Annotated in this window: 14 protein-coding genes and 1 tRNA gene; 4 read left to right on the forward strand and 11 right to left on the reverse strand. The window is 61.8% G+C overall.

Annotated elements, in window-relative coordinates; all coding sequences use genetic code 11:
- Positions 1-160: 160 nt before the first annotated feature.
- On the forward strand, positions 161-646 hold the full coding sequence (locus AB6732_RS08430; protein ID WP_370959501.1) for a peptidoglycan-binding protein: 486 nt from the start codon (positions 161-163) through the stop codon (positions 644-646).
- A 101-nt stretch (positions 647-747) separates the two neighbouring features.
- Here AB6732_RS08430 and AB6732_RS08435 read toward each other — a convergent pair whose 3' ends face one another.
- Genes AB6732_RS08435 through pdhA form a run of 3 tightly spaced genes read right to left on the reverse strand, consistent with a single transcriptional unit; the run spans position 748 to position 4617 of the window.
- Positions 748-2172, reverse strand: coding sequence for a dihydrolipoamide acetyltransferase family protein (locus AB6732_RS08435; RefSeq protein ID WP_370959502.1), 1425 nt, complete (start codon positions 2170-2172; stop codon positions 748-750).
- Complete coding sequence (locus tag AB6732_RS08440; protein ID WP_370959503.1) at positions 2172-3266, reverse strand: alpha-ketoacid dehydrogenase subunit beta; 1095 nt, start codon at positions 3264-3266, stop codon at positions 2172-2174. Before AB6732_RS08440 ends, AB6732_RS08435 begins: the two co-directional genes overlap by 1 nt.
- Position 3267: 1 nt before the next feature.
- Complete coding sequence (pdhA, locus tag AB6732_RS08445; RefSeq protein WP_370959504.1) at positions 3268-4617, reverse strand: pyruvate dehydrogenase (acetyl-transferring) E1 component subunit alpha; 1350 nt, start codon at positions 4615-4617, stop codon at positions 3268-3270.
- A gap of 138 nt (positions 4618-4755) precedes the next feature.
- On the opposite strand from pdhA, the gene AB6732_RS08450 reads away from it, so the two are divergent.
- Positions 4756-5208 (forward strand): Lrp/AsnC family transcriptional regulator, encoded by a 453-nt coding sequence (locus AB6732_RS08450; protein ID WP_370959505.1) that lies wholly within the window; start codon positions 4756-4758, stop codon positions 5206-5208.
- 490 nt (positions 5209-5698) lie between these two features.
- On the opposite strand, the gene AB6732_RS08455 is transcribed toward AB6732_RS08450, so the two are convergent.
- From AB6732_RS08455 to AB6732_RS08490, 8 genes are all read right to left on the reverse strand, one after another.
- Positions 5699-7420: an ATP-dependent endonuclease gene (locus AB6732_RS08455; protein ID WP_370959506.1), complete on the reverse strand. Its 1722-nt coding sequence runs from the start codon at positions 7418-7420 to the stop codon at positions 5699-5701.
- A gap of 51 nt (positions 7421-7471) precedes the next feature.
- A complete protein-coding gene (brxL, locus tag AB6732_RS08460) occupies positions 7472-9598 on the reverse strand; it encodes a BREX system Lon protease-like protein BrxL (protein WP_370959507.1) in 2127 nt (708 codons plus the stop codon).
- 7 nt (positions 9599-9605) lie between these two features.
- Complete coding sequence (gene pglZ / locus AB6732_RS08465) at positions 9606-12101, reverse strand: BREX-1 system phosphatase PglZ type A (RefSeq protein WP_370959508.1); 2496 nt, start codon at positions 12099-12101, stop codon at positions 9606-9608.
- Entirely contained in the window at positions 12094-15597 is a 3504-nt protein-coding gene (gene pglX, locus AB6732_RS08470; RefSeq protein ID WP_370959509.1) for a BREX-1 system adenine-specific DNA-methyltransferase PglX, read from the reverse strand. The genes pglZ and pglX overlap by 8 nt, the downstream gene beginning before the upstream one ends.
- Positions 15597-19067, reverse strand: a complete 3471-nt coding sequence (gene brxC, locus AB6732_RS08475; protein WP_370959510.1) for a BREX system P-loop protein BrxC — start codon at positions 19065-19067, stop codon at positions 15597-15599. The genes pglX and brxC overlap by 1 nt, the downstream gene beginning before the upstream one ends.
- 4 nt (positions 19068-19071) lie before the next feature.
- Positions 19072-19686: a DUF1788 domain-containing protein gene (locus AB6732_RS08480; RefSeq protein WP_370959511.1), complete on the reverse strand. Its 615-nt coding sequence runs from the start codon at positions 19684-19686 to the stop codon at positions 19072-19074.
- On the reverse strand, positions 19683-20288 hold the full coding sequence (locus tag AB6732_RS08485; protein WP_370959512.1) for a DUF1819 family protein: 606 nt from the start codon (positions 20286-20288) through the stop codon (positions 19683-19685). Before AB6732_RS08485 ends, AB6732_RS08480 begins: the two co-directional genes overlap by 4 nt.
- Before the next feature lie 130 nt (positions 20289-20418).
- Positions 20419-20492 (reverse strand) — tRNA-Pro (locus tag AB6732_RS08490).
- A 281-nt stretch (positions 20493-20773) separates the two neighbouring features.
- Here AB6732_RS08490 and AB6732_RS08495 point away from each other — a divergent pair.
- On the forward strand, positions 20774-21547 hold the full coding sequence (locus AB6732_RS08495; RefSeq protein ID WP_370959513.1) for a hypothetical protein: 774 nt from the start codon (positions 20774-20776) through the stop codon (positions 21545-21547).
- A gap of 95 nt (positions 21548-21642) precedes the next feature.
- Positions 21643-22617 (forward strand): hypothetical protein, encoded by a 975-nt coding sequence (locus tag AB6732_RS08500; protein WP_370959514.1) that lies wholly within the window; start codon positions 21643-21645, stop codon positions 22615-22617.
- Positions 22618-22632: the final 15 nt, after the last annotated feature.

Raw genomic sequence — 22632 nt, forward strand, 5'->3', positions numbered from 1 at the left:
GGCGGCGCGAAGACCTGCCCAGCGCACGCCGCCCAGTCCCGCCAGTCCACCCAATCAGTAACGTGCCGGTTCCCTCGCCCGCACCCGTGACGGCCGGCGATTCACGCACTAGTCTGACCCCACGGAGCGGGCACGTCCGCTCGGATCAGGGAGGATCATGATGAGGATCAAAAAAGGTCTCGCTGCGGGCGCTGCCGCACTCGCGCTCGCCGGACTGATGTCCGCCAGTCCGGTCGGGGCGGCCAATGCCTACAGCGGCACCACCGGCAAGGGGTGCACCGCCTACCAGTACTCTCGCGGCGGGTATGCCACCTGCGTCGGCCACATCCAGCGGATGCTGAACGGCATCAGGGCCGCGTACGGCTCCCAGTACGGCGGATACAGTCTGACGGTGGACAACAGCTTCGGCGCCAATACGGAGACCAACGTCCGCCGCTTCCAGCAGTGGACCTACCTCACCTCGGACGGCATCGTCGGCGCCAACACGTGGAACAAGCTCTGCAGCTACGCCGGACAGGTCAATTTCTCCTACTCCGACGTCGGGGCGGCGAAGAATGCCGCCTGGCAGGCCGCCTACGACGCCGGTTGCTACGTGGAGAAGAAGTCGTCGACTCCCCCGTACTACACCACGATCTCCAAATACTGAGAGTCGCTTCCCCGTTGCGTGCTCAGTTGTTGCGGGTCCTAGGCGTCCAGACCCGCAACAACTGAGCACGCAACGCGCCGCTGTGCCCATTAGCTGTGCCCTTACAGGTCCGCGAGCACCGTGCCCGGGTTCTCGATCGCGTCCGCGACGTAGCGGAGGAAGCCGCCCGCCGTGCCGCCGTCGCAGACCCGGTGGTCGAAGACGAGGGAGAGCTCCACGACCTTCCGCACCGCGAGCGCGCCGTCCACCACCCACGGCCTGTCGATGATCCGCCCGACGCCCAGGATCGCAGCCTCGGGATAGTTGATGATCGCTGCGCTGCCGTCCACCCCGAACACGCCGTAGTTGTTGAGGGTGAACGTGCTGCCGGAGAGGTCGGCGGGGCTCGCCTTCCCATCACGCGCGACGCCGGTCAGCCGCTTCAGCTCGCCGTCCAGGGCGCGGGCGCTCAGGCGGTGGGCGGCGCGGATGCTGGGCACCACGAGTCCGCGGTCGGTCTGGGCCGCGAACCCGAGGTTCACGCCGTCGAAGGAGACGATCTCCTGGCCACCGTCCTCCGCTGTCTCGATCCGGGTGTTCAGCTCGGGATACTTCGCCAGCCCGGCCAGCACGAACCGCGCGATGAACGCCAGCAGACTCGGCGCGTTCTCCGGGTCGCGCCGCTTGAGACCGGCACGGAGCTCCACGAGTTCGGTCGCGTCGACATCCACCCAGACCGTCGCCTCGGGGATCTCGGTGCGGCTGCGGACCATCGCCTGGGCGATCGTGCGCCGCATTCCCCGCAGCGGGGTGCGGGCCGCGATCGGCAGGCCGGTCGAGGGGTCGGTTGAGTGGTCGGTCCGCTTGTCGGCGCCGGCGGCGCCGCCGATGCCCTCGGCGGCACCCTGGCCCACGGGGCTCACTGCCGAGGCTGCCGTGGCTGTGGCCGCGGCACTGGCCGCGGGCGTACCGGCCGACGCCTGCTCGACGTCCCTCCGCAGGATCAGCCCGTCGGGACCGGAACCGGCGAGGGCGTGCAATGCGACGCCGAGGTCCCGGGCGAGCTTGCGGACCAGCGGGGACACGACGCGGACGGCGTCCACGGAGTCCCGCGCCGCCGGAGCCGGCGAGAGCCGCGGGGTCTCCCGGGCCGAGGCGAGTCGTGCGGGAGCCGCGGTTTTCCGCCTGCGGGACCGGCCGCCGTCGGTCGATCCCGAGGTGCCGTAGCCGATGAGGACGTTGCCGGAGCCGGCACGCTCCTCGGTGCGATAGTCGGAGGCCGTCTCCACGACCGGCGCGGCCGACGCCCCGCCCTCGTCGATGCTGATGAGCGGCTTGCCGACGTCGAGCGTCTCACCCTCCGCGCCGTGCAGCACGGCGACCGTCCCCGCGAACGGTGACGGCACCTCCACCACGGCCTTCGCGGTCTCGACCTCGGCCACGGGCTGGTCGATCGTGACGCTGTCCCCGACGGCGACCAGCCAGCGGACCAGCTCCGCCTCGGTCAGGCCCTCCCCCAGGTCAGGCAGCAGAAACTCGCGGCTCATCAGTCCTCCCACTGCAGTTCGTCGAGGGCGTCGAGGATGCGGTCGACGCCGGGCAGGTACCAGTGCTCGAATTTGGGCGCCGGGTACGGGATGTCGAAGCCGGTGACGCGGCGGATCGGCGCGGCGAGCGAGTGGAAGCAGCGTTCCTGGACGCGCGCGGTGATCTCCGAAGCGACGGACGCGAACTCCTGCGCCTCCGCGACCACTACCACCCGCCCGGTCTTGCGGACCGAGGCGCTGATGGTCTCGTCGTCGAAGGGGACGATGGTCCGCACATCCACGACCTCCACGCTCCGCCCCTCGGCGGCCGCCGCTTCGGCCGCGGCGAGTGCGGGCGGCACGGCGGGGCCGTAGGCGATGATCGTCGCGTCGGTTCCCGGACGCACGACGGCGGCCCGGCCCTCCTCACGGACGCCGGCCGAGCCGTCGGCGCCCTCTGACCCAGCGCCCTCGAATGCCTCCCGCAACGCGTCCAGGTCCACCGATTCCTTGGACCAGTACAGCTTCTTGGGCTCCATGAACACCACGGGATCCTCGCTCGCGATGGCCTCGCGCAGGAGGAGGTACGCGTCCGCGACGCTCGACGGCGTGAAGACCTTGAGCCCCGGCGTGTGGGCGTAGTAGGCCTCGGAGGAGTCGCAATGGTGTTCGACGCCGCCGATCCCGCCGGCGTACGGCACCCGGATGACGAGGGGCAACGTGATGCGGCCACGGGTGCGGTTGTGCATCTTGGCGACGTGGCTGGCGATCTGCTCGAACGCCGGGTACGCGAAGGCGTCGAACTGCATCTCGATCACCGGGCGGAGGCCGTTCATGGCCATGCCGAGCGCCATGCCGACGATCCCGGATTCCGCCAGCGGCGTGTCGAAGCAGCGCTGCTCGCCGAACTCTTTTTGGAGCCCGTCGGTGATGCGGAAGACGCCACCCAGCGTGGCCACGTCCTCTCCGAACACGACGACGGCGGGGTCGGCGCGCATCGCGTCCGCCATGGCGGTGGTGAGGGCCTTGGCGAAGGTCAAGGGGCTGTGTCCCTCAACAGACGGCCCGGCGGTGGCGGCCGCCCGGGCTGCTGCCGCTTCTGCGACGGTGCTCATCTCAGCGCTCCTTTCGAGTGTCGGCGGTGGCGGCGGTGTCTGCGCTGGCGGCGGCGCCCTCAGCGTCGCGCGCGAGCTCGTCGGCCAGGAAGGCGGCCTGCTCGCGCAGTTGCGGAGTGGGCTCGGTGAAGACGTAGCGGAACAGGTCCTGTGGGTCGATGTCCGGCTCCGCGCTCAGCCCCTCGCGGAGCCGCTGCGCCACCTGCTCGGCGTCGTCCGCGAAGGCGGCTTCGACGTCGTCGGTGAGCTGCCCGGCGGCGCGGAGGTAGTGGCGCATGCGGTTGAGCGGGTCCTTGGCCGCCCACGCCTCGACCTCGGCCTGATTGCGATAACGCGTGGCGTCATCGGCGTTGGTGTGGGCCTGCATGCGGTAGGTGTTCGCCTCGACCAGGAGGGGGCCGGAACCCGAGCGCGCCAGGGTGACGGCACGGTCGAGGACGGCCAGGAGTGCGACCAGGTCGTTGCCGTCCACCCGCTCCCCCGCCATGCCGTAGCCGACGGCCTTGTGGGCGAGCGATGGCGCCGCGGTCTGGTGCGCGAGCGGCACCGAGATGGCGTACTGGTTGTTCTGCACGAAGAACACGACCGGCAGGCGGAAGACGGCGGCGAAGTTGAGGGCCTCGTGGAAGTCGCCCTCACTCGTGGCGCCGTCGCCGCACATCGCGAGGACGACCGTCTCCTCGCCGCGGAGCTTCGCGGCATGCGCGACGCCGACCGCGTGCAGGAGCTGCGTGGTGAGCGGGGTGCTCTGGATGCCGACGTGGTGGGCGTGCGGGTCGTAGCCGCCGTGCCAGTCGCCGCGAAAGATGGTCATGACCTCCACCGGGTCGACGCCGCGCGTCATGACGGCGACGGCGTCGCGGTAGGTGGGGAACATCCAGTCCTGACTGGCCAGGCACAACGCCGCCGCGACCTGGCAGGCTTCCTGGCCGTGGCTCGACGGATAGACGGCGAGGCGGCCCTGGCGGACGAGCGCCGAGTTCTGGTCGTTGATCCGGCGCCCGACGACGAGACGGCGGTATGCCTCGAGGAGTTCCTCGTCCGCGGGGACGGGGTACTGGTGGCCGGGGCTGGAGCCGCGCCGGTCCTCGGGCAGCATGGTGCCGTCCTCGGCCAGGATCTGGATCTGGCCGTGGACAGGGAGCAGGTAGTCCTCGATGCTGATGCCGAAGTTCTGGACAGCTTCTTGGAGGCTGGTGGTGTGTGGTGGGCCAGCCTGTGGCGCGGTGGTTTGTGGCACGCCGTGCGGCGAGGCTTGGGGCGCGGCCACGCCGGTGGCCGTCGCGCCGTCTGCGGCGCCTGTGTCCTCGGCGGACCGGCCGCCTCCGGGCGGGCTGACGGAAATGGTCATGATGCCTCCTTGCAGCATGGTCCTGACAGCGATGTGTTGGGATCAGTATGGTCCGGAGGATCGTTTCGTATCCACGAATCGGCGGAATCCTGGAAATGTGGATTCGAAAGTGAGTATCTTGTAGACGGAACGTCGAATATGAGCTGGATCACAGGAGGTCTCGTGGACGAAGTGGACCGCGCCATTCTCGCGCTGCTCACGGAGGATGCCCGCCAATCGGTGACAACGATCGCGGAGAAGGTGCACATCTCCCGGGCACACGCCTACAACCGCATCGCGAAACTTCAGGACCAGGGCATCATCACGGGCTTCACCACCAAGATCGACCCGCTCAAGGCCGGCCTCCGCTCGAGCGCCTACGTGACCCTCAAGGTTCGCCAGCACTCGTGGCGCGAGCTACGGGCGAAGCTCAGCGACATCCCCGAGGTCCACCACGTGGCGCTGGTGGGCGGCGACTTCGACGTGATCCTTCTGGTGCGAGCCGTTGATAACGCGGATCTGAGGCGCGTGGTGTTCGACCAGTTGCAGAACATGCCGGAAGTGCTGGATACGCAGACGTTCCTGGTTTTTGAGGATGTGGAGGTGCGGTGAGGGCACCTGACCGGAAATCCATCCCGGAGGGCCCTGATTGCTTATGAATCGTTGCGCTCCCGGCGAGTTGGGGAGATTCGAAGCTTCATCGGTGACTCGTTTAGACGCCGTCACGCATTTCATCAAGGCCCCGCACCGTGCTTGTCGATCTCTGTAATGGAAACCGTGCCGGACTGTCTCGGGGCTAAATCATCCGTAGCGTACAAGCCGCGGGCATCCCAATCCTGAGCGGGCAGGACTCGGCCTAAGCCTTCCTTTCGTGCGCGGGCGCAGCCAATCAATGAAGGTAGTAGACAGCGAATCCGACATTCACCACGCACTCTAGGGCATACGCAATCACCATTCCACCGCGACGCAGGCGATTGCGCAGGAACTATCTGAAGAGGTCACACTAGGCGTGGGGCTCGCAGGACCTGGAATCAACGAAACCGACGATTATTCGTCACAGCGTACACGGTCAGGCTAAAGTAGTTACCCGATTCTCAGCCACTCATGAAATCGATCCGCGCAGAACACGCTCGAGGTCACCTGCAAACTCAGACCCGATTCCTTCAGGGACGCTCTTTCCATATGAATTTGCCGCAGCCCAGCCACTTTCAGTTGCAATCTCACGCACCTTCTTTAGAAGCAGTTTCCCGAGGACCGCAAATTGGCTACCAGCCCGCGCCGCCTCTTCGACTACCTCCATTTCACCAAACTGCTGGAATTTTCCATCACCGTTGAAAAGACGGGAAATTTCATTTCTCTTGGTCCTCAACTTTCTCATTGCTTGATCATCGACCGAGGCTCGCTTCACGGCCTCCTCTATTAGCGCGGACGCACCATCTTCCGAAACTCCGAAACCCAAGGAAACTGCCGAGATAGATGTCCAGTATGCTTCAATATCGGAATATTTTGTCACCCAGACTTGGCACCCCTTCGAATTATATGGAGCCTTGAATCGGTCAACCTCATCCGGCATTAGAAAATCGCGATCACGATGTACAACTAGACGCACATCATTCCCAACCAGGGCCCGGAATCCTTCTAAAGTCTCGGGCGTCGGCAGCTTTCCCGTTCCGGCGAATGGCCAGATCGCCGTCACACGTTCAAGATCGGGCCACTGAGATACCAGAGAACGCAACATTTCCGTCTTCGAATCCTCGGTAAGCAGAATGATCTTCCTGTCGAGCAGGCCCCAGCCCATCAATTGGCGAGCCTGCCCCTCACGGGTCTCCTCCACCCGCCCATCCTTCATCCAAATTACCTTCGAGTCCTGCGGAAGAGCTCGGACGATAGACGGACTATGGGTCGTCAAAATGACTTGCGACCCAAAACGCTCTGCGACTTCGCAGAGCACCTCGACGAGCCGTTCCTGTGCAATCGGGTAAAGGTGGGCATCGGGTTCATCAACAAGGAGAAGCAACGGTCGAAAATAGACGAGATAGCAGAAGATCTGGAGAACTTGCAAGTACCCAATTCCAGCGAGTTCGAGGGGTCGAAACGATTTCTCCCTATGATTTCCCATTTCGCCAGTTCGGAACGAAGCGATCACCCTGGAATGAGTCTCTTCGTCAAATTCGACCCGTAGCGAGAAATCACCCATCACTCGAGAGACTAGTTCAGACACAACGTCAAGGCCGTTCTTCCCTTCAACTTTCTCCCTGCGTAGAAGATCAAGCATGTTTCGCAAAACCATATTCGCATCACCAGCTGCCGCAGAACGGTGAACGACTAGTTTCGACTTCTTTTCCTCAATGAGAGGGATTCCTGCAAGTCCGGGAATATATGCGCTTATCTCTCGTCGGCGGTCGCGAACCGCCGAAACAAAGGAATTGCCAGAAGGTACGTGGACCGAAATGCCCTCGTTCCTGGCAGCTTTAAGCCACAGGTGAGCAGCAACTTCATTTCCGCGATCATCAATAGCTGAGACGTTCACGTCGAGTTGTGGATTTCTTTGGTTATTTCCGTAGTCTGTTCCGTGGCCGGCGCTCTTGTACTCTGGTGATGGCATGAATATGGCATCTTTCTCAGAGAGAGTAGATGCCCTGCCCGCTGAATTGGTGGCGACTACCCGGTTTCTGCCAGACTGAAGAATCCAGTGAAGCGCCTGCAACACACTACTCTTACCTGAACCATTTGATCCTACGAGCACGTTAAAAGTTGGGTGCAAGTTTAGCTTTGCCCGCCGTATTGCCTTGAAGTTGGCGATCTCAACTGATGTAATCTTCACTGGGAAACAACTTTCGCATAAAGCCTGGGGGTGACAAATTCCAACGGATCGCTATTCTTCCCGATTTCGAATGTACGTCACCCCGAACGCCCGGACCTGGCGGAACTCTTGACGGCTGCTGCCGAAGTCGAGCCAGCCGCCGTCGGACTTCTGGAAGATGTCCAGACCGCGGCCCAGGTTGATGCGCCAGCCGGTATCGGTGCGGATCCATCGGTCGTGTCCGCCTGGATCCTTCGCAACGTCCAGCTTGATGCCTTGCTGCGCGGCACCCTGGACGATCGCGTTCAGCATCTGCAGTTGTTTCTTCTGGAAGTCAGGATTCTCATCCAGCACCGTGAACAGCTTGAAATTGATCTCGTCGGCAGGGTCCTTCGTTGCCGCGATCAGGGCGAGCAGTTCCACCAGATTGCGGCCCTGATGAGCCATGCGGATGTACGGGTCGTGAAGTTCAATCTGTGTCGCCCCCGCAAGGTAAGGCAACAGCAGCGTCTCAAAGGAAATCCCCTGCTGGTTGTCGACGAAGTCGCGGTGCCCCTGGAACAGTTCCGCAGGCGCCGCGCTCTCAATGACCGTCGGAGCCGGAAGAGACGGCTCACCTGCGTCGTAGTGCGAGTCTGGCACCGCGCTCCAGTCTCGCCGGTACAGCTGCGGGTACTGACTCTCTTCAAGAGTCGCGACGTCGTGCCAAACGCCTGTCTTGTCCGCGTAACGGAAGCGCACCGCAGTGTCGCGCATGGTGGCGTCGATTCGCAGGAGCGAGTCCTTCACACGCTTGCGTCCTTCGATCGCGAACTCCAGCAGTGCTCGGATCTCTTCTTCGTCCGCCTCACCCGTCGGGTGCACCAGCTTCATCAGTCCGGAGAACGTCTTGTGAATGCCGTCCTGGTCGCGGGTTGAGATCGAGCTGTCCAGCGTGAAGTAGCCCTTGTATTTGTCCGAGAAATCCTCGGTCCGCTTCGCGCGCAGGATCTCGGCGAGATAGTCGACCACGAAACCGTAGCCGGAGGAGAACATCTCCGCGCGGATCGGTGCCACTTCCCAGCCCGGAATGTAATGGTGGATGCGGTCGAGCCAGGCGGGGTCGCGATAAGCATCCGGCAGCTCATCAAAAAGGTCAGAGTTCTTGAGCATGTACGGCACGGTATGGGTGGTGTTGCCGATGAAGGCCATCGAGGCCTCAGCCCCATAGATGCTCGTGCCGCGCGAAAACGACTTGTTCGCCAAGTAGTTCTTCATCACGTTGACGAGATTCTGGTCAGCGCGCCGGTTAGCGGCGAACTCGTCAAAGGCAACGCAGTCCCAGTAGCCGACCAGGCCGATGCGGCCACTCGCGTTGTTGACGAACAGCTTCGCGACCGTCACCTCACCGCCGGAGATCAGGATGCCATTCGGGGAGAACTCACTGAACGTGTGCGACTTGCCGGTGCCTTTCGGCCCCAGTTCGACGACGTTGAAGTTGCGCTCAACGAAGGGGATCAGACGGGTCAGAGCGATGAGCTTGCCGCGGTCGTTGAACTGCTCCGGGTTGAGACCGATCGACTGCACGAGCAGGTCGATCCATTCCTCAGTGGTGAACGACTTGCGGGCTTCGTAAAAGTGCTCGATGTCGACGCCGGCTACCTGGATGGGCTTCAAACTTCCGAGAATCCACGGCACGGCGCGCGGGTCGTCAGTATGGAAGTACTCGATGTCACAGATGCACCACACGCCGCCGACAAGAAGCTTAGGGTTCCGGTTGACCGTGGCATCGTCGATGACGACGCCTTTGATCTGGAGATTCTCGAAGTCCGCCTCGTGGACGTCGTCCTTCTCATTGAGCGTCACCGTGACCTTGTCGATCACGCGATGGCGTCCCTTGCGGCGGATCTCCGATTTCACGAACTTGTGCTCGTTGCGGTTGACGTAGTGGGTCGCCAGGATCTTCCGCACGCTGTCGATGCCGGCCTGGATCGTCGCCTCGTCGTCGGACGCGGCATATTGGCCCAGAAGATACTCCAGCACGTATGACGGCACCACTGCATTCCCACGGACCGCTTTGACCAAGTCCTTGCGAACGACCGCACCGGCGAAGTGCTCATTGATCTTCTCGTCCAGAACGGATTTCACCGGGACCGTACCGGCCCCCTCGTCACCGGTCAGGGCGTCCATCATGCCGAGAGCGTCTTCGAGATTCGTCATGCCTCTCCTAGAAGTCGAAATCCGTGGTGAACGAGCGCTTGATGGTGTAGTTGCCCTTCGAGAACGACTTCCACTGCGTGGTGTTCGGGATGGGCTCTTCGAGCCTGAGTTCGACCGGACGGTCATTAAAGTCGTCGGCATCCTGCGAAAGATAGAGGGTCGCCGACTGGTAGCGCTGGCGCTGGTCCTCAGATGGGCTGTCGAAGGTGAGGATCGGCTGGTCAGAGATCAGCGTGTCACCCACGTACAAGCCGAGGCGGACTCGACGCGACTGGATCTTGTCCGTTACGGCCTCGCGCTGGAGCAGCTTGACGGCGAGCTGGCCGGTGGTGATCTTGTCCGTCTCCGGCATCAGGTCGACGTTGACCGGGCGAGTGTCGCTCTTGCGCTTCTTGTTCACTGTCACCACGGGGACCACGATCTCCTGGAGGGAGGCTCCGCCGTGGACGTAGCGTGTCCCGGCACCGGATTGCGGGATGCGATGGATCGACTTCGGGATCTGGATGTCGATGTCACCGACGAGACCCGCCTGAGCCGATGTGAAAGTCATGAACGACGGAGACGGCTTCAGCCCCCTACCCAGCACAAAACGGCGGTTCGTCTTGGTGACCGCGTCACCCTGCGGCGATTCCGAGACGTAGTAGGACTTCTCCAGTGGAATGTCCTGGTAGACGAAGCCGTGATCGGCAGTGATCAGGATGTTCGTTGCATTGGCGTTCGTCCACTTCTTGACGAGCAGGAGCAGCTCGCGGAGGGTCTCTCCTGCCGCCTCGAACACAGTTCTCTCCGTCGCTGCCTTGTCGCCAGCGGCGTCAATGCGGTCGTGGTAGACGTAGAAGATCTGGTGCTGCTTATAGAGCCCTCGCAACTCGTCGCCCGGCATGGCGAGCACGTCGGCGGCGGCGATCGCGTGACCGTTGACCGCCTGCAGGATCTTGTCGCGGTTCGCCGTGCCGTTCGTCGGCTTCCCGTCCGCGAGCACGGGCAGCGCGTCCGGATCGAGTTCCAAGGTCGACTGTGGAAGCAGCGACGCCATCCCGAGCTGGGTGTAACTCGGCAGAGATCCGAGAACCGCAGACAGCGAAGCCTCGAAGCGGTCCTCACTGCGAATCATCGATGTCAGTTCGTCAGCGACCTCATAGCGCATGCCGTCAGAGATGATGACGACAACCTTGGTGCGTCCGTCCTTGACCACGGGAGCGACGTGCCGGTCGAAGAATCTGGCCTGCGGGGCGAGAGTCGCGGACTTCCACTCGCCTGTCGGCTCAAGCGCCTGCTGCCAGCGCCCGCCGAAGTCATAGAGGTATTTGTTGGAGTACTGCTTGTCGACCTCGGCCTTGAGGGCTTCGAAGGGTTTCTGGAAGTCAGCTGTCTGGTAGGCGTAGGTGAACCAGCGGTACTGCTGGTCGATGCGGAACCAGTCAGACTGGTACTTCTCAAGTGCAAGATCTGCCGAGGCGATCGCGTTCGGCAGCTCTGCGATGGAAGTCAGCAAGTCCGATGCGCTCTGGATGGCTTCGTAGAGCTTGGCGTACTTCGCCTTCCAGAGGCTCTCCTGCCGCTGGCGCACGACGTCGGCGACCTCGCGCGGCGTCACCGACTGCGAAGCGACGGCGGCGGCGAGGTCGACGATCACCTTGCGGTCGATCTCCGCGAAGATCGTGACCTTGGCCAGGTCGCGATAGTCGCGATGTTCGATCTTGGACTTGACGTCGAGTGCCTCGGCTGCGCGCGAGGCGAGCTCCGTCATCATGGCCTGGCTGCGGACGTCGTACCGCAGGCTGTTGAAGTCACTGCGGATGTTGCGGAACTCGTCCGGAGTGGCGGAATCGAAGTCCTCGATGGCCCGGTTGAACATCCACAGGATGAAGTCATCCATCGTCGGGGTTTTGCTCGGGTATCTGTAGATGCTCGCAAGCCCGTCCCAGAAGAACGCGTCGAGGCCAAACGTGACCAGATCCTCCCACTTGGCCGACCTGCCCGCGGCATTCTCGGCGAGCAGCTCCCGCGTGATGTCGGTCAGCTTGTTTCCGGAAGCCTTGACGAGGACCTGGCACATCTTGGCCCGGAGGCGGATGGCGTCATCGCCTTCCGCCAGGAGCTTTTCCAGGGCCTGCTTCCGGCTGTTCGCGGCGAAGAACTTCTGATGCTGCTCGATGACCGGTGCGAAGGCGGGGTCGTTGAGACCGAGCTCCTGCTGGAGCATGGACGTCTTGTCGGCGGTGAACACCCCTCCGTAGGCAAGCTCCAGATCGAGCAGCCAGTTCGCGGTGCCGCGCGGCAGCTCGCCCGTTCTGTAGACCAAGTGCTGGGCAACGTTGTCGGCGAGCAGAGCGCTCTTCACACCGAACTCGTTGTCCTGCACCTGAATGACATTGACGCCCTCTAAGTCGAGTGCGTCGAGCTGAGCCGCATACTCGCCTGCGGGGTCATGCCAGAACACGACCCTGTTGGCGGCAAATCGCTTCCGGAGGGCGTCTACAACGGAGGTCAGGTCAGTCACCAGATGCCTCCAGACCGGCGATCTTCCTCAGTGCAGCCCCGAACTTCGGATAGTTGGACTTCACCCCGTCGTCGAGATCGATGACGATGTTCTCAGAAGCCTTCGGGTAAAGGATGTCGTGCTCGTACTCGTTCAGTTCAACAAGGATCTTGCGGAGCCGATCGGCCTCCTTCGTGTTCGCAGCGCGCTCCGCCTGCTGGAGCGCCGACTCCAGCTTGGTCACGTACTCCCGCAGATACGTAAGTACGGTCGAGACGGTGGACGGCGTGTAGCGGTGCATGTAGATCAGGGCGTTGAATGACCCCTTAGGGCTGGAGAAGAGCCAGTAAATCGGCCGCTTCTTGTACCGCTGCACGTGGTCATCGTAGAACTTCGACTTCCCGGTCTTCGTAACGAAGTAGTCCCTCAAAGTCCTCACGCCGAGCGACTCAGTTACGAAGCTCAGGTTCTCCTCAAAGTGCAGTTCACCGAATGCTGTCCGAAGAAAACCTCGGAAAAGCCCGACAACGTCGTCCTCGAACCAGTCGCCGTCGACGATCGGGATGACGTTATCCACATCCGGCGTGAACGTCGGGGTCGGCACCTTCAAAAGGTATTCCTGCAAAGTTGCGCCCTGATCCGCCAAGATCAGTCCCGGCACGTCGAGGCTGTAGCGCCCGAATATGCATCCGACAACGTACGACACAAAATCGCGAACCAAACGGTTCGACTTCAACTGCAGCTTGTTGGTCTCAGATTCGTCCGCGAAAACGAAGTCGTCATTCGCATCGATTGTCAGCGCACGTACGTCGACATCAGGAACAGGCTCGGCCTCCGCCAGGAGCCGAAGACCGCGCGAAACGATCTCATCGATCTCGACCTGAACGTCGCGCAACTGTTCGACGCGTGCACGATCGCTGCGAAACACTGCGTCGACACGGTCGCGAAGCAGCATTCCACCTTCAGCGCGGACCAACTGGTTACTGACAAAATCCCACGAGGTTTCGCGGTCGTCCCAATCCTTTTGCGCAATGTCAATCGCTGCACGAACCACCTCATCCAAGCGTGTGGACGTGTACACCGGCATCCGAGCAACGTCTCCCGGCACGAAGTTCATCGTCGGCGTGATCGTCTGAAGCAGGCTAGTTATCGGCGCGGAGTTCAGGCTTCCCATCACACTCAAGAGAGACGTGTCAGAGAACAATGACGATCCACCAGAGCTAAATATGAATCCTGGAGGCGTGTATCTGAAGCTCGGCGGACCACTGGACACCGCCGCCCAGGTTGCCGACTCACGGAAGTAGAAATCCTCGCTACGAATCTCCTTCGTGTATGAGCCTCCGCCGTACCGCTCGACGATAAAGTCCTTGAGCTCTTGCCCGTTGTTCTCCCAATTGATGAGTGTCTCGTTTAACCCATACCAACGTCGGTAGCCGCCGCCCTTGTTGAGTGGATACCACTTCCGCGACAAACCAAGTGCGGAAAAGTGTGCAGGCAGGCAGGTGCGCTCCCCAGAGACCTCATACCAGCGCCGCGTGAAGCGAGCGTCGTTCAGAGTCACCAAGCCCTTGCGGGGCACTGCCTCGTCGGCCACGGTGTTGCTCCCAACGAGGGCGTTGAGTTCCCTTTCGGAGAGCCAATAGGCAATGGGAGTCCCTGGAACCTCCAGGAGTCTGTGGGTCTTCAGCACGTGGCGACCCTGCGGATTCTGGACGAGTTTCAAAGCCTCCTGCGCCTTTCCTAACTCCGACCGGTTCGCGGTGAGGTTGAAGTAGATTCCCGAACGGTTAGGCGATGGACGGGTAGAAAGCACAAAGGAAACCGTCGAGACAACGTCCCCGCCGATCGAGTCGAAAGCCCCGCTCCCGAGGTGCGCAAGAACTTCCAGGCTGGAGCGCGACAAGAGTCGCTCGCGAAGCGCCTCGAAGGAGGAGAGGAACATCCAAGACTGCATGGTGATCATTCCGACGAAGCCGCTCGGCACGACCAGCGAGACGCAACGTTCGATGAACATCGCGAACAGATCCGCCTTCGCGTCGGGGAACCGTACTCTGGCGAAGTCCGACAACACGGGTCCCAGATTCTTGCCCCCCATGTAAGGCGGGTTCGCGACTGCCACTGAGTAATGTGGAAGCAGGTAGATGGCCTGGTTCAGGACCTGTCGAGCCCAATCGAGGGCATCAGCCATGGAAATGTCGCCGCCATCGTCAATTGATGGCAGGTGGCTCGCGAGTCGCGAGAACAATGCCGGATCGGGAGCGATCAGCGAACCAAGCGCGTCGGCCCCGGCGAACTGGTTCCAGAACGCTTCCTCAGCTTGACGATCGCCGTCCTTCGTCACGAGGTAGTCCAGCTCATCAGCACTGAACCTGATCGGTTCGAGCACGCAGATGTTCGGTTCTACCGGGCTCCTCAAGAAGAGCTTGCGCCTGGCTGCCGCCTTCATTGTGAGCGCGAAGGAGGCCAGGGCTCCCGCACGCGGATCGATCTCCGTAGCGAAGAGATTGTGCTTCAGAATCAAAGCAGGGATCTCGGAGGACGCGTACCCTTCCTCTTCGTAGATCGCATAGAGCAGGTCGAACGCATAGGTCAGCATGTGGCCGGAACCGCAGGCCGGGTCAATCACCTTGAGTTCCTCGGGCCCGCCGATCTTGAGGAAGTCGGTCTCTTCGTCCACCGGTGCGATGTAGTACTCCATATGGCTCACCAGACTGGACGACGGACGGTTCAGCATCCAGAGGCGCCCGAGAGAGTTCTCCACGAGGTATCGGACGATCCAGTCCGGGGTGAACAACTGAGTGGCGGCCGGGATCTCCTCGGCACCGGCCTTCTTGTTCTTCTTGAACCCGGCGAAAACCTCGTCCTTCCGCTCCGAGATGTAGAACTGGTACAGCCAGCCGATGACCTCGACGTCCTGGCAGACGTCCTCAGTGAGCACCGCGACGGAGCGATTGAGCACAGAGTCGTAGGCGAGCAGATTGGCCGGAATGAGCAGCTCGGTGTAGTCGCCCTCGCGCTCGAACATGAAAGGCATTGCGGCATTCCAGAAACGGCAGTAGTCCGCCAGGAGCAACGCATACGCCTCGGCCTGGGCATCGACTCCGGGGCGCGGCTGACGGGTGCCATTGAGCAACCCGATGACGGTCGCGGCATCCTTCTCCTTGACCACCTGTTGGTCGATCTGCCCACGCTTGGCGGCCGCAAGCACCTCAGGCTGGCCGACTTGATCGGCCGCCGGCGAGACGACACCGATCCCCGTGTACCTGTTGGCGTCCATGAACCGCAGCGCGATGATGCGGTTGAACCACGTGTAGGCGACCTTATCGGCGACGTGCGCCTTCCCCTTGTCACCACCGCCGGAGTCGGCGATGGTCCGTTCCAGTGCTGACACGGCTTTGGGCTGCTCCACGCGCTCGGGAGAGCCTTGAGCGAGGACGGCGGTGATCCGTGCTGACACTTCGCGGATCAGTTCAGTACGCGCCGAGGTGGCGAACGACTTGAGCGGTGCAGTCTCCATCAGAGTGTGATTCGCTTTCCGTCGTTGAGGGTGCCGACGAGTGCGGCGCGCAGCGCGTCCAGATAGTGATTCATGTCGGTCTCGTCTTCGATGAATGCGGGCCCGCCAGGAACCTCAATGGTGCTGAGCGCTACCGAAGGCTTCACCGGTTCCGAGGGGTTCGCCGACTCTGCGAGCTCGTCGACAAGCTCCGGATAGATCGTCGAAGCAAAATGGGCACCGGTCTGATCGATCACCGCGATGAGCCGCTCACCGTCAAGGCTCGCGTACACCATGTCCACCCGGCCGGTCACCGACTTCTGTGCCTGTGCCGTTGCTTTGGTGTAGATCGAGTCCTCCAGCAGGCTCGCCAGCTTGTTCTCAATCCCGCTTCGCACCGCGGAACGGCTCTCGCTGACTTTGCTCTCGATCAGGCCTCGGAGCGTGTCCACCGCGATCTTGAGCTGGTTCATCTTGTTGCCGCGGAACGCATTCGGGTCCGCAAGGAGCGCCTCCACTGTGCCGGTGCTTCCGGCCGGGAGATAGTTGAGGTTTCCGCTGTTGGCCTTCAGGAGGGCATCCGCCTCATTGAAGATCTTGGCCTGCTGCCCATTGAGGAAGGACTTGATCGGATCGACCAGGTCCTCCTTGGCCTCAATCAGTTCATCAGCACTATCGAAGTCGCTGAGGTACCAGTCGATAGGCTTGCCGACGACTTGCTCAAGCAGGGTGACGACGCCTGAGAGCTGGCTCACGAACGGATATCGGCTGCTGCTGACGAGCACGTTAAGCTCATCGCGCTTGGCGGCGAGCTTCTCCTTGCCGAATTGGGCCAGCTCGGTTGAGTCGCTCGGTACGGCGCCGTCGTCGAAGAAGTCCCTACAGAACTTCTTGAATGCTGCAACCTTCGTGGCGTCGTATGCCTTCTGCGGCGCGACGACGGTGTACTGGTGCTTAGCCGTGTTGCGGATGAGGGCCGCCGCTTCGGTGCGCGTTACCTGATTGGCATCGACGGTGAGGGCGATCTTGCCGTTGCCGACCAGCCAGCCCAGCACAACCTCAATCGAGCCAAGACCCCAGCCATAAGGTTTGGACTCGAAACGGTCGACGATCTTCTTGATCGTCACGTGCTCGCCGAGCTTCGCCTGAGTGAGAATCCAGGACTCCATCTCTTGGCCGGGCGAACTGAGAGCGCTCAGTTCGCCCGCGTTGAAGAGGCCCTGGTCGTTCTGGACCGCGGCAGCGACCTGCTGCTCTGCGTAGACTTTCCCGTCCAGCACGCCGAGGCTCGTATAGGTCCGGTTGACGAGTTCTTGGAACCCTTCGGACACCCGAGTTACTGCGTCCTGGGCGCTGGACGTGATCTCTGCAGCGTTGATGATCAGTTGCGCCTTGCCGACAGCTTGGCGGAGGCGCTCGATGAGCTCCTTTTCGCGGTCAGTGTTGAGCATCTGCTTCGACTGCAGGATCGCCTGCATCGAGGGTGTAGCGCCCGAATTGGTGTGCTGTTTGGTGTACTTCTCGGTCTTGAGAAGCAGACGCAGGTCCGCCAACAGCCGCTTGTCGCGGCCGAGAAAGACGCGCAGTTCATCCTTGCCCATGCTCTGGGCGGCGATCTCTGTGTCGGTGTAGTTCGTCTCTGGCGTGATGAAGTGAACCGTCAGCTCGCGCTGGTTGCCGTGGACGATGTCGTCGAGCTTGTAGCCGAAGTGGAAGTCCTGGCCGTTCCTGGCGTACTTGAGCTTGTTCGTCTTGAGGATGTCGGATGAGAGGTACTTGAACAACTTGCTGGAGACTTCAGAGGAGTCAACGTCTACTGACTTGATCTCCTTCTCGATCTCCTGCTCCTCGTTGGTCAGGTATTCGTATACGTTGCCGTTGCGCTGCACGTACGACTGCGCCTCCAGCAGGTTGAGCGCCTCCTGCACCTGCTTGCCCAGCAAATTGAGGTCGAGACCGAAGCGGTCGTAGACGAGCACGGTCAGGTTTCGGGGTGTGGCCTTGAAGGTGTCGACGTATTTGACCAGGAAAAGTGCCTTCAGCAGTCGGTTGGCCAGGATTGTGACATCGGATCCCGGGTCGGGAAGGTGCCTCTCGGCCTGGAGGATGGCGCTCTGGGCCGCGGACTTCAACGCCGCACTGATACCGGCGAACATCTGGTCGAAGGTGGCGAGATAACCGACCTGCTCAGTGCCGATGTGCTTGGCGACCTCCTGAACCACACCGAGCATTGACCGCTCCCCCACCGAGCTGTTCTTGCCCTCAAACACGTTGTGGTCGGAGAGGCCTTCAATCGCGGCCTGGAACATCGGGATCTGGTAAGTCACGAACGGATACGTGCTGATGAAGCGGCCGCCGTCGACGTAGTTGCGGTAGGTCTTCGCTCCGTCGACGAAGTTGAAGATCGTCGGGAAGTTCGCACTCTCCTTGGCGTGGATCGCCATCAGCTCCGCGGCTCCTGCGTCGTTCTTCTCCAGGAGGCGCTTGCTGATGACCTCTTCGACGTCCTGACTTGTGAGCTTCACTTTCGCGCTGAACCGGGCCTGGATCTTGGAGAAGTCATTGCCTTGCTGCTTGGTCCGGTCGCCGATGACCTTGTCCATGTCCTCCTGAGAGGTGACAAACACCCAGGCCTGTCCCTTGCACTTCGTGTTGAGGGACTCAGCGATCGTCTGGAGGTTGAGCATCAGCTTGACGTCGTCGGCAATGAACTGACCGACCTCGTCGACGAAGAAGTTAAGCCGGAACCCCGGTTCCTGCTTGTCGATCCACGCCTTCACGGCCGTGGCGAAGTCTTCGATCGAGACCGCGTACGACTTCTGATACTGAGCGATGATCCCCGGGTTCGATTCGCCGTTGACATCGACGAACGCTTTGTCGATATTGTGGCCTTCGAGCGCCGTCTGCTCCCGTCCCTGTGCCCAGTTGATCCCCGCGTGCTTCTCAAAGGCGATCTTGAAGGCCTCGTACTGGCCGCGTTTGTCGAGATCCTCCTCGAAGCGCGCAACCGCTCCGTCGTTGCCGAAGTAGCCACGACTCTCGTCGAAGACCTTGACGAAAACCTTGAGGAGGGCGTCCGTCTGATCTTTGGAGATCAAAGTCGCCTTCTGGTCGATGTTGAAGAGCAGGCTCTTCGCCGGGATGGCGGCTGCCTTCTTGAGCGATGCGATGAGCATGGCATCGTCGGTCTTGCCCAGGAAGCTCTCGCTCACGTCGGAGCGCGGAAAGGCCTGACCCTGAACGTCGCCCAGGAGATGAGCGAGCATCTTGAGGAGGTGCGACTTACCAGAGCCGAAGAAGCCGGAGATCCAGACGCCGTTTGCGTTGGTGTAGTTGGTGTACTCCTCCAGGAGCGGGGCGACACCCTTGGCGGCGTCGTTTGTGAAGACGTATTCCTCGACCTCGATGCAAAGGTGGTCAACATCGTCGGCCTTGACGACACCCTCGATCGATCGGGTGACGTCTTTGAGGAAGATCTCGTTGAGCTTCATCGGGTCATGCCTCCTGGTCGAGGATTCGCTTCGCGCGGTAGAAGGAGTCGTCCTTGAGTTGCCCAAACAGCACAAGGGCGGATCCCTGAGTCGTCGAGACTTCGTAACGTCCCGGGAAGAACATCAGCATCGGCTTGTCGGAGACGACAGTTTGAAGGTTGTTGAGGACGGTGTGTGAACGTACGAACGGGAACACCTCGCCGATGCCGGTGAGGAACAAGATCTGGAACGACTCCGCCTCGATCCGCGCCTTGATGGCCGGCGCGAGGTGCATCTGAGGATCCAGCATGTTCTGGAGCAACTTGCGAAAGTCCGGCTTGTCCATCGTCGGCTCGGCCGCCAGTAGGCGGTCCCAGACGTTGCGCGCCTTGAGCAGGTCGACACACAGCTCGTAGAGATTGATCTCGAAGACCTTGACGCCCAGATCGGTGTCGAGCTTAGTCTTGATGCGCTTCTTCGCCTGAGTGACGTCGAGCGCCCACGCCGGGTCGTAGTCATAGATGAAGTGGGCGACTTCTTTGCCCAAGCCCTCCATCTTCAGAAAGCGCTCACTGCTGAGCACCTTGAACAGGTGCTCCTCCTGCTGAGTCAGCGTCGTCTTTGGCTGCACGGCTCTCACGCCACTCTCGTTGGGAAGAATCGGATATCACTCGGCGTGCGCTGATCCAGGCATGCTGCAACGGGTGAAGACAGGAGAGCAGGCTCGATGTACCCCTGTTTGGTCAGCAGACCCGCCTCGACAGCCATCTTGAACAAGACCTGCCGGAGCTTTTGATACGACGAACCAGTGACACCGTCCAGCTCGTCGTGCCACATTGCCTTGGCGCGGTAGAACGAGTCGTAATCCTTGTAGGACACTGTTCCGACAAGCGTAAGGAACCGCTCTCGGAGAACTTCCTCCGCGAACTCGCCGATGAAAGCGTACTTACGGCAGGCGGCCGTCCACATCAGGTGACCACGTTCGGTCGAGGTACCGTCGGAGACGATCTCGAGCTCGTGATCGGACAATAGCTGAAGGCGCGGCACGAGCGCGCCGAGCGTTCTAGTGTTCGACCGGGCGGCACGGGCGCCAAGGAGATTCTCAGTTTGGGCGAGTGCGCGGGTGACCTTCCAGTCGCGCTCGCGCAGATAGATCGGGGCGACGATTGCCGCCTCGTTGGCGAGCAAGGTACCGCTCGTGAACGACAGCGCATAGCGTGAATAGTGCGGCACAACATCCACCCCTAGCGCTCCTTACCTGCCTCCACACCGGCACAACCATTAGCGTACGACACTCAGTCGAAAACCCATCGGGAACCATCGCTTGTAGCACGACAAAACCCTGGTAGATCGTGTCTACCAGGGTTTTCGGTCGGGCTGACAGGATTTGAACCTGCGACCCCTTGACCCCCAGTCAAGTGCGCTACCAAGCTGCGCTACAGCCCGCCTTGCCTGACCGTTATCGCTGTTCGCGGCCGTTCAAGCAACGGGTTCTACCCTATACGAAAATCGGCCCAGATGCGAAATCCTCGCCGCCCTCGAGCCCCCTCGTGTCGCGGCGACGGGCAGCGATCCTGTAGTCCGTCACCGCACCTCAAACCACGCGCGCCACAGAGCCCGAATCCACCGGCGCAACCCTCCCGTCACCGCCCATTCATCCCGCCGCGCCAGACTCACTCTGCGCCCACCCCCCGGGCACGCGCCACACCACACAGCAAGGACTTCCCATGGATCGCCGTCGTTTCTTCACCGCTGCCGCTGCCACCACAGCGGCTGCTTCTCTCCCCCTTCTGGCCGCGGAGCCCGCCTTCGCCGACTCTACCGACGCGCAGACCAAGAAGCTGACGCGCCTCATGCTGGACGCGCTGAGCCGCGAACTGGACGACCATGCGACGGCGAGGGTCGTCCAGCCTCACCTTCAGGACGTCGGGTTCAACTGGCACCCGCCGGTGACGGCTGTAGCGAACATCGACTACATCGTGGCCTACGCCTTCGGTAACCGCGCACCGGCCGGCGGAGGTGACCCCGCCAAGGTCCTCTACGAGCCCGGCCCCGTCAACGAGGCTCTCGCGGACACCATCGCCGCTGTCCGCAAGCAGAAGACCGCGCCCGTCTTCGCACAGTGGGAGATCGCCCGCTTCCTCAAGTCCAAGTACTCGATGACCCAGGTCATCTCGATCGAACCAGTCATCGCACCGGATGGCACCATCACGTACCTCAGCACCGACGGCGTCGCCGCGCAGGTGGTCGCCCAGCGCGGCACTGGCGGCACAGCCGGCGTCGTCGGCTTCCGCGACCACGTCAAGCGCTGCGTCCAGACCACTCGCGACCGCGGCATGACTGCCTTCGCCCCCGCCGGTTTCGACATGCCCGGCACCTACGACCTTCAGTCGGGCCAGCCGTGGACCCGCCGCCGCGACCTCTATCTCCTGCACGACATGTACGCCCAAATGGCCGTTCTCCGCGGCAAGATGATCGCCGAGGCGTACCCGAACGGCTGATGGCGCCACGACCACCCGGCGCAGATGATCAAGTTCGCTTCGGCGCTTCCTGTGTGACATGAAAGGTGTCAGTCGGTGTAGCTAGACTGCGCGGCATGGGGAAATCACATGTCGTCACCGCGTTGATCTCAGCACTGACCCTCAGCCTTACGGCCTGCGGTGGAGGTACTGCCACCAAGTCCGCCGAGGAGACGGTCGCAGCTTCACAGACAAGCGCCTCAGCCTCCAAGGCGCCGCAGGATGCCGCTCCGACTGCCACCTCACCGGCCCCGGCCGAAAAGACAACTCCGCCTCCACCGGCCTCCAAAGTTTTCAGCACACCGGACGGCTCCATGACCTTCAAGTATCCGCCCACGTGGTCGGTACAGCCGGTGCAGGGACAGCCGAACAACTTTTCGGTGCTCGATGCCCATGACAAGGTACGCGCCACCTTCCGCGACAAACTTCCGATCCTCCCCTACATGAGCATTCCCACCGACGTCGACACGGGCTTGTCATGGCCTGTTCCCGGTATCAAAGGCCCGGGTGGACAAGAGGTGCGACTCCTGCTTCAGGCAACGTACGGCCAGGCACCGGGAAGCCAAGCGGCGTACTTCGACCTCAAGTTCACCGGCAGCAAAGAACCCCTGGGGCGGGCTGCCGTCGAAATTCCCGCAGGAGGTTACTACGTGTCGTTCGGCGGAATCTCGGCTCTGAAGACCGGTCCCGGGGTCCCGATTCGAAGCGCCCTGGTCGATGCCGCCCGCACCTTTGCGAAGACCCCTGAATTCCAGGAGACCTCGTCCGTGATCACGTCGCTTGAGATCCACCCTGAACGCATCAAACGGATCGGCTGCTTCGGAACCAAATACCGCTACGAGAAGATCACAGGCCTGAGCTGTGACGATGCCAAGGGAGTCATGGAGAGAGTCCTGCGAACCGGAACTGGCACCGGGGCCCGCAACCTTGAGACTGCAGACTACTTGTGCTTCTACGCCAGCTACGTCGAGCACCAAGAAGGACAAGCTGACGTCATCTGCCAGAACAAGAAAAACTACAACGGAATCAAATTCGAAGCCTGGCTCAAATAGCCAGGGCCGCACCCC

The organism is Arthrobacter sp. RCC_34, from assembly GCF_041360795.1.
Taxonomy (GTDB): Bacteria; Actinomycetota; Actinomycetes; order Actinomycetales; family Micrococcaceae; genus Arthrobacter_E.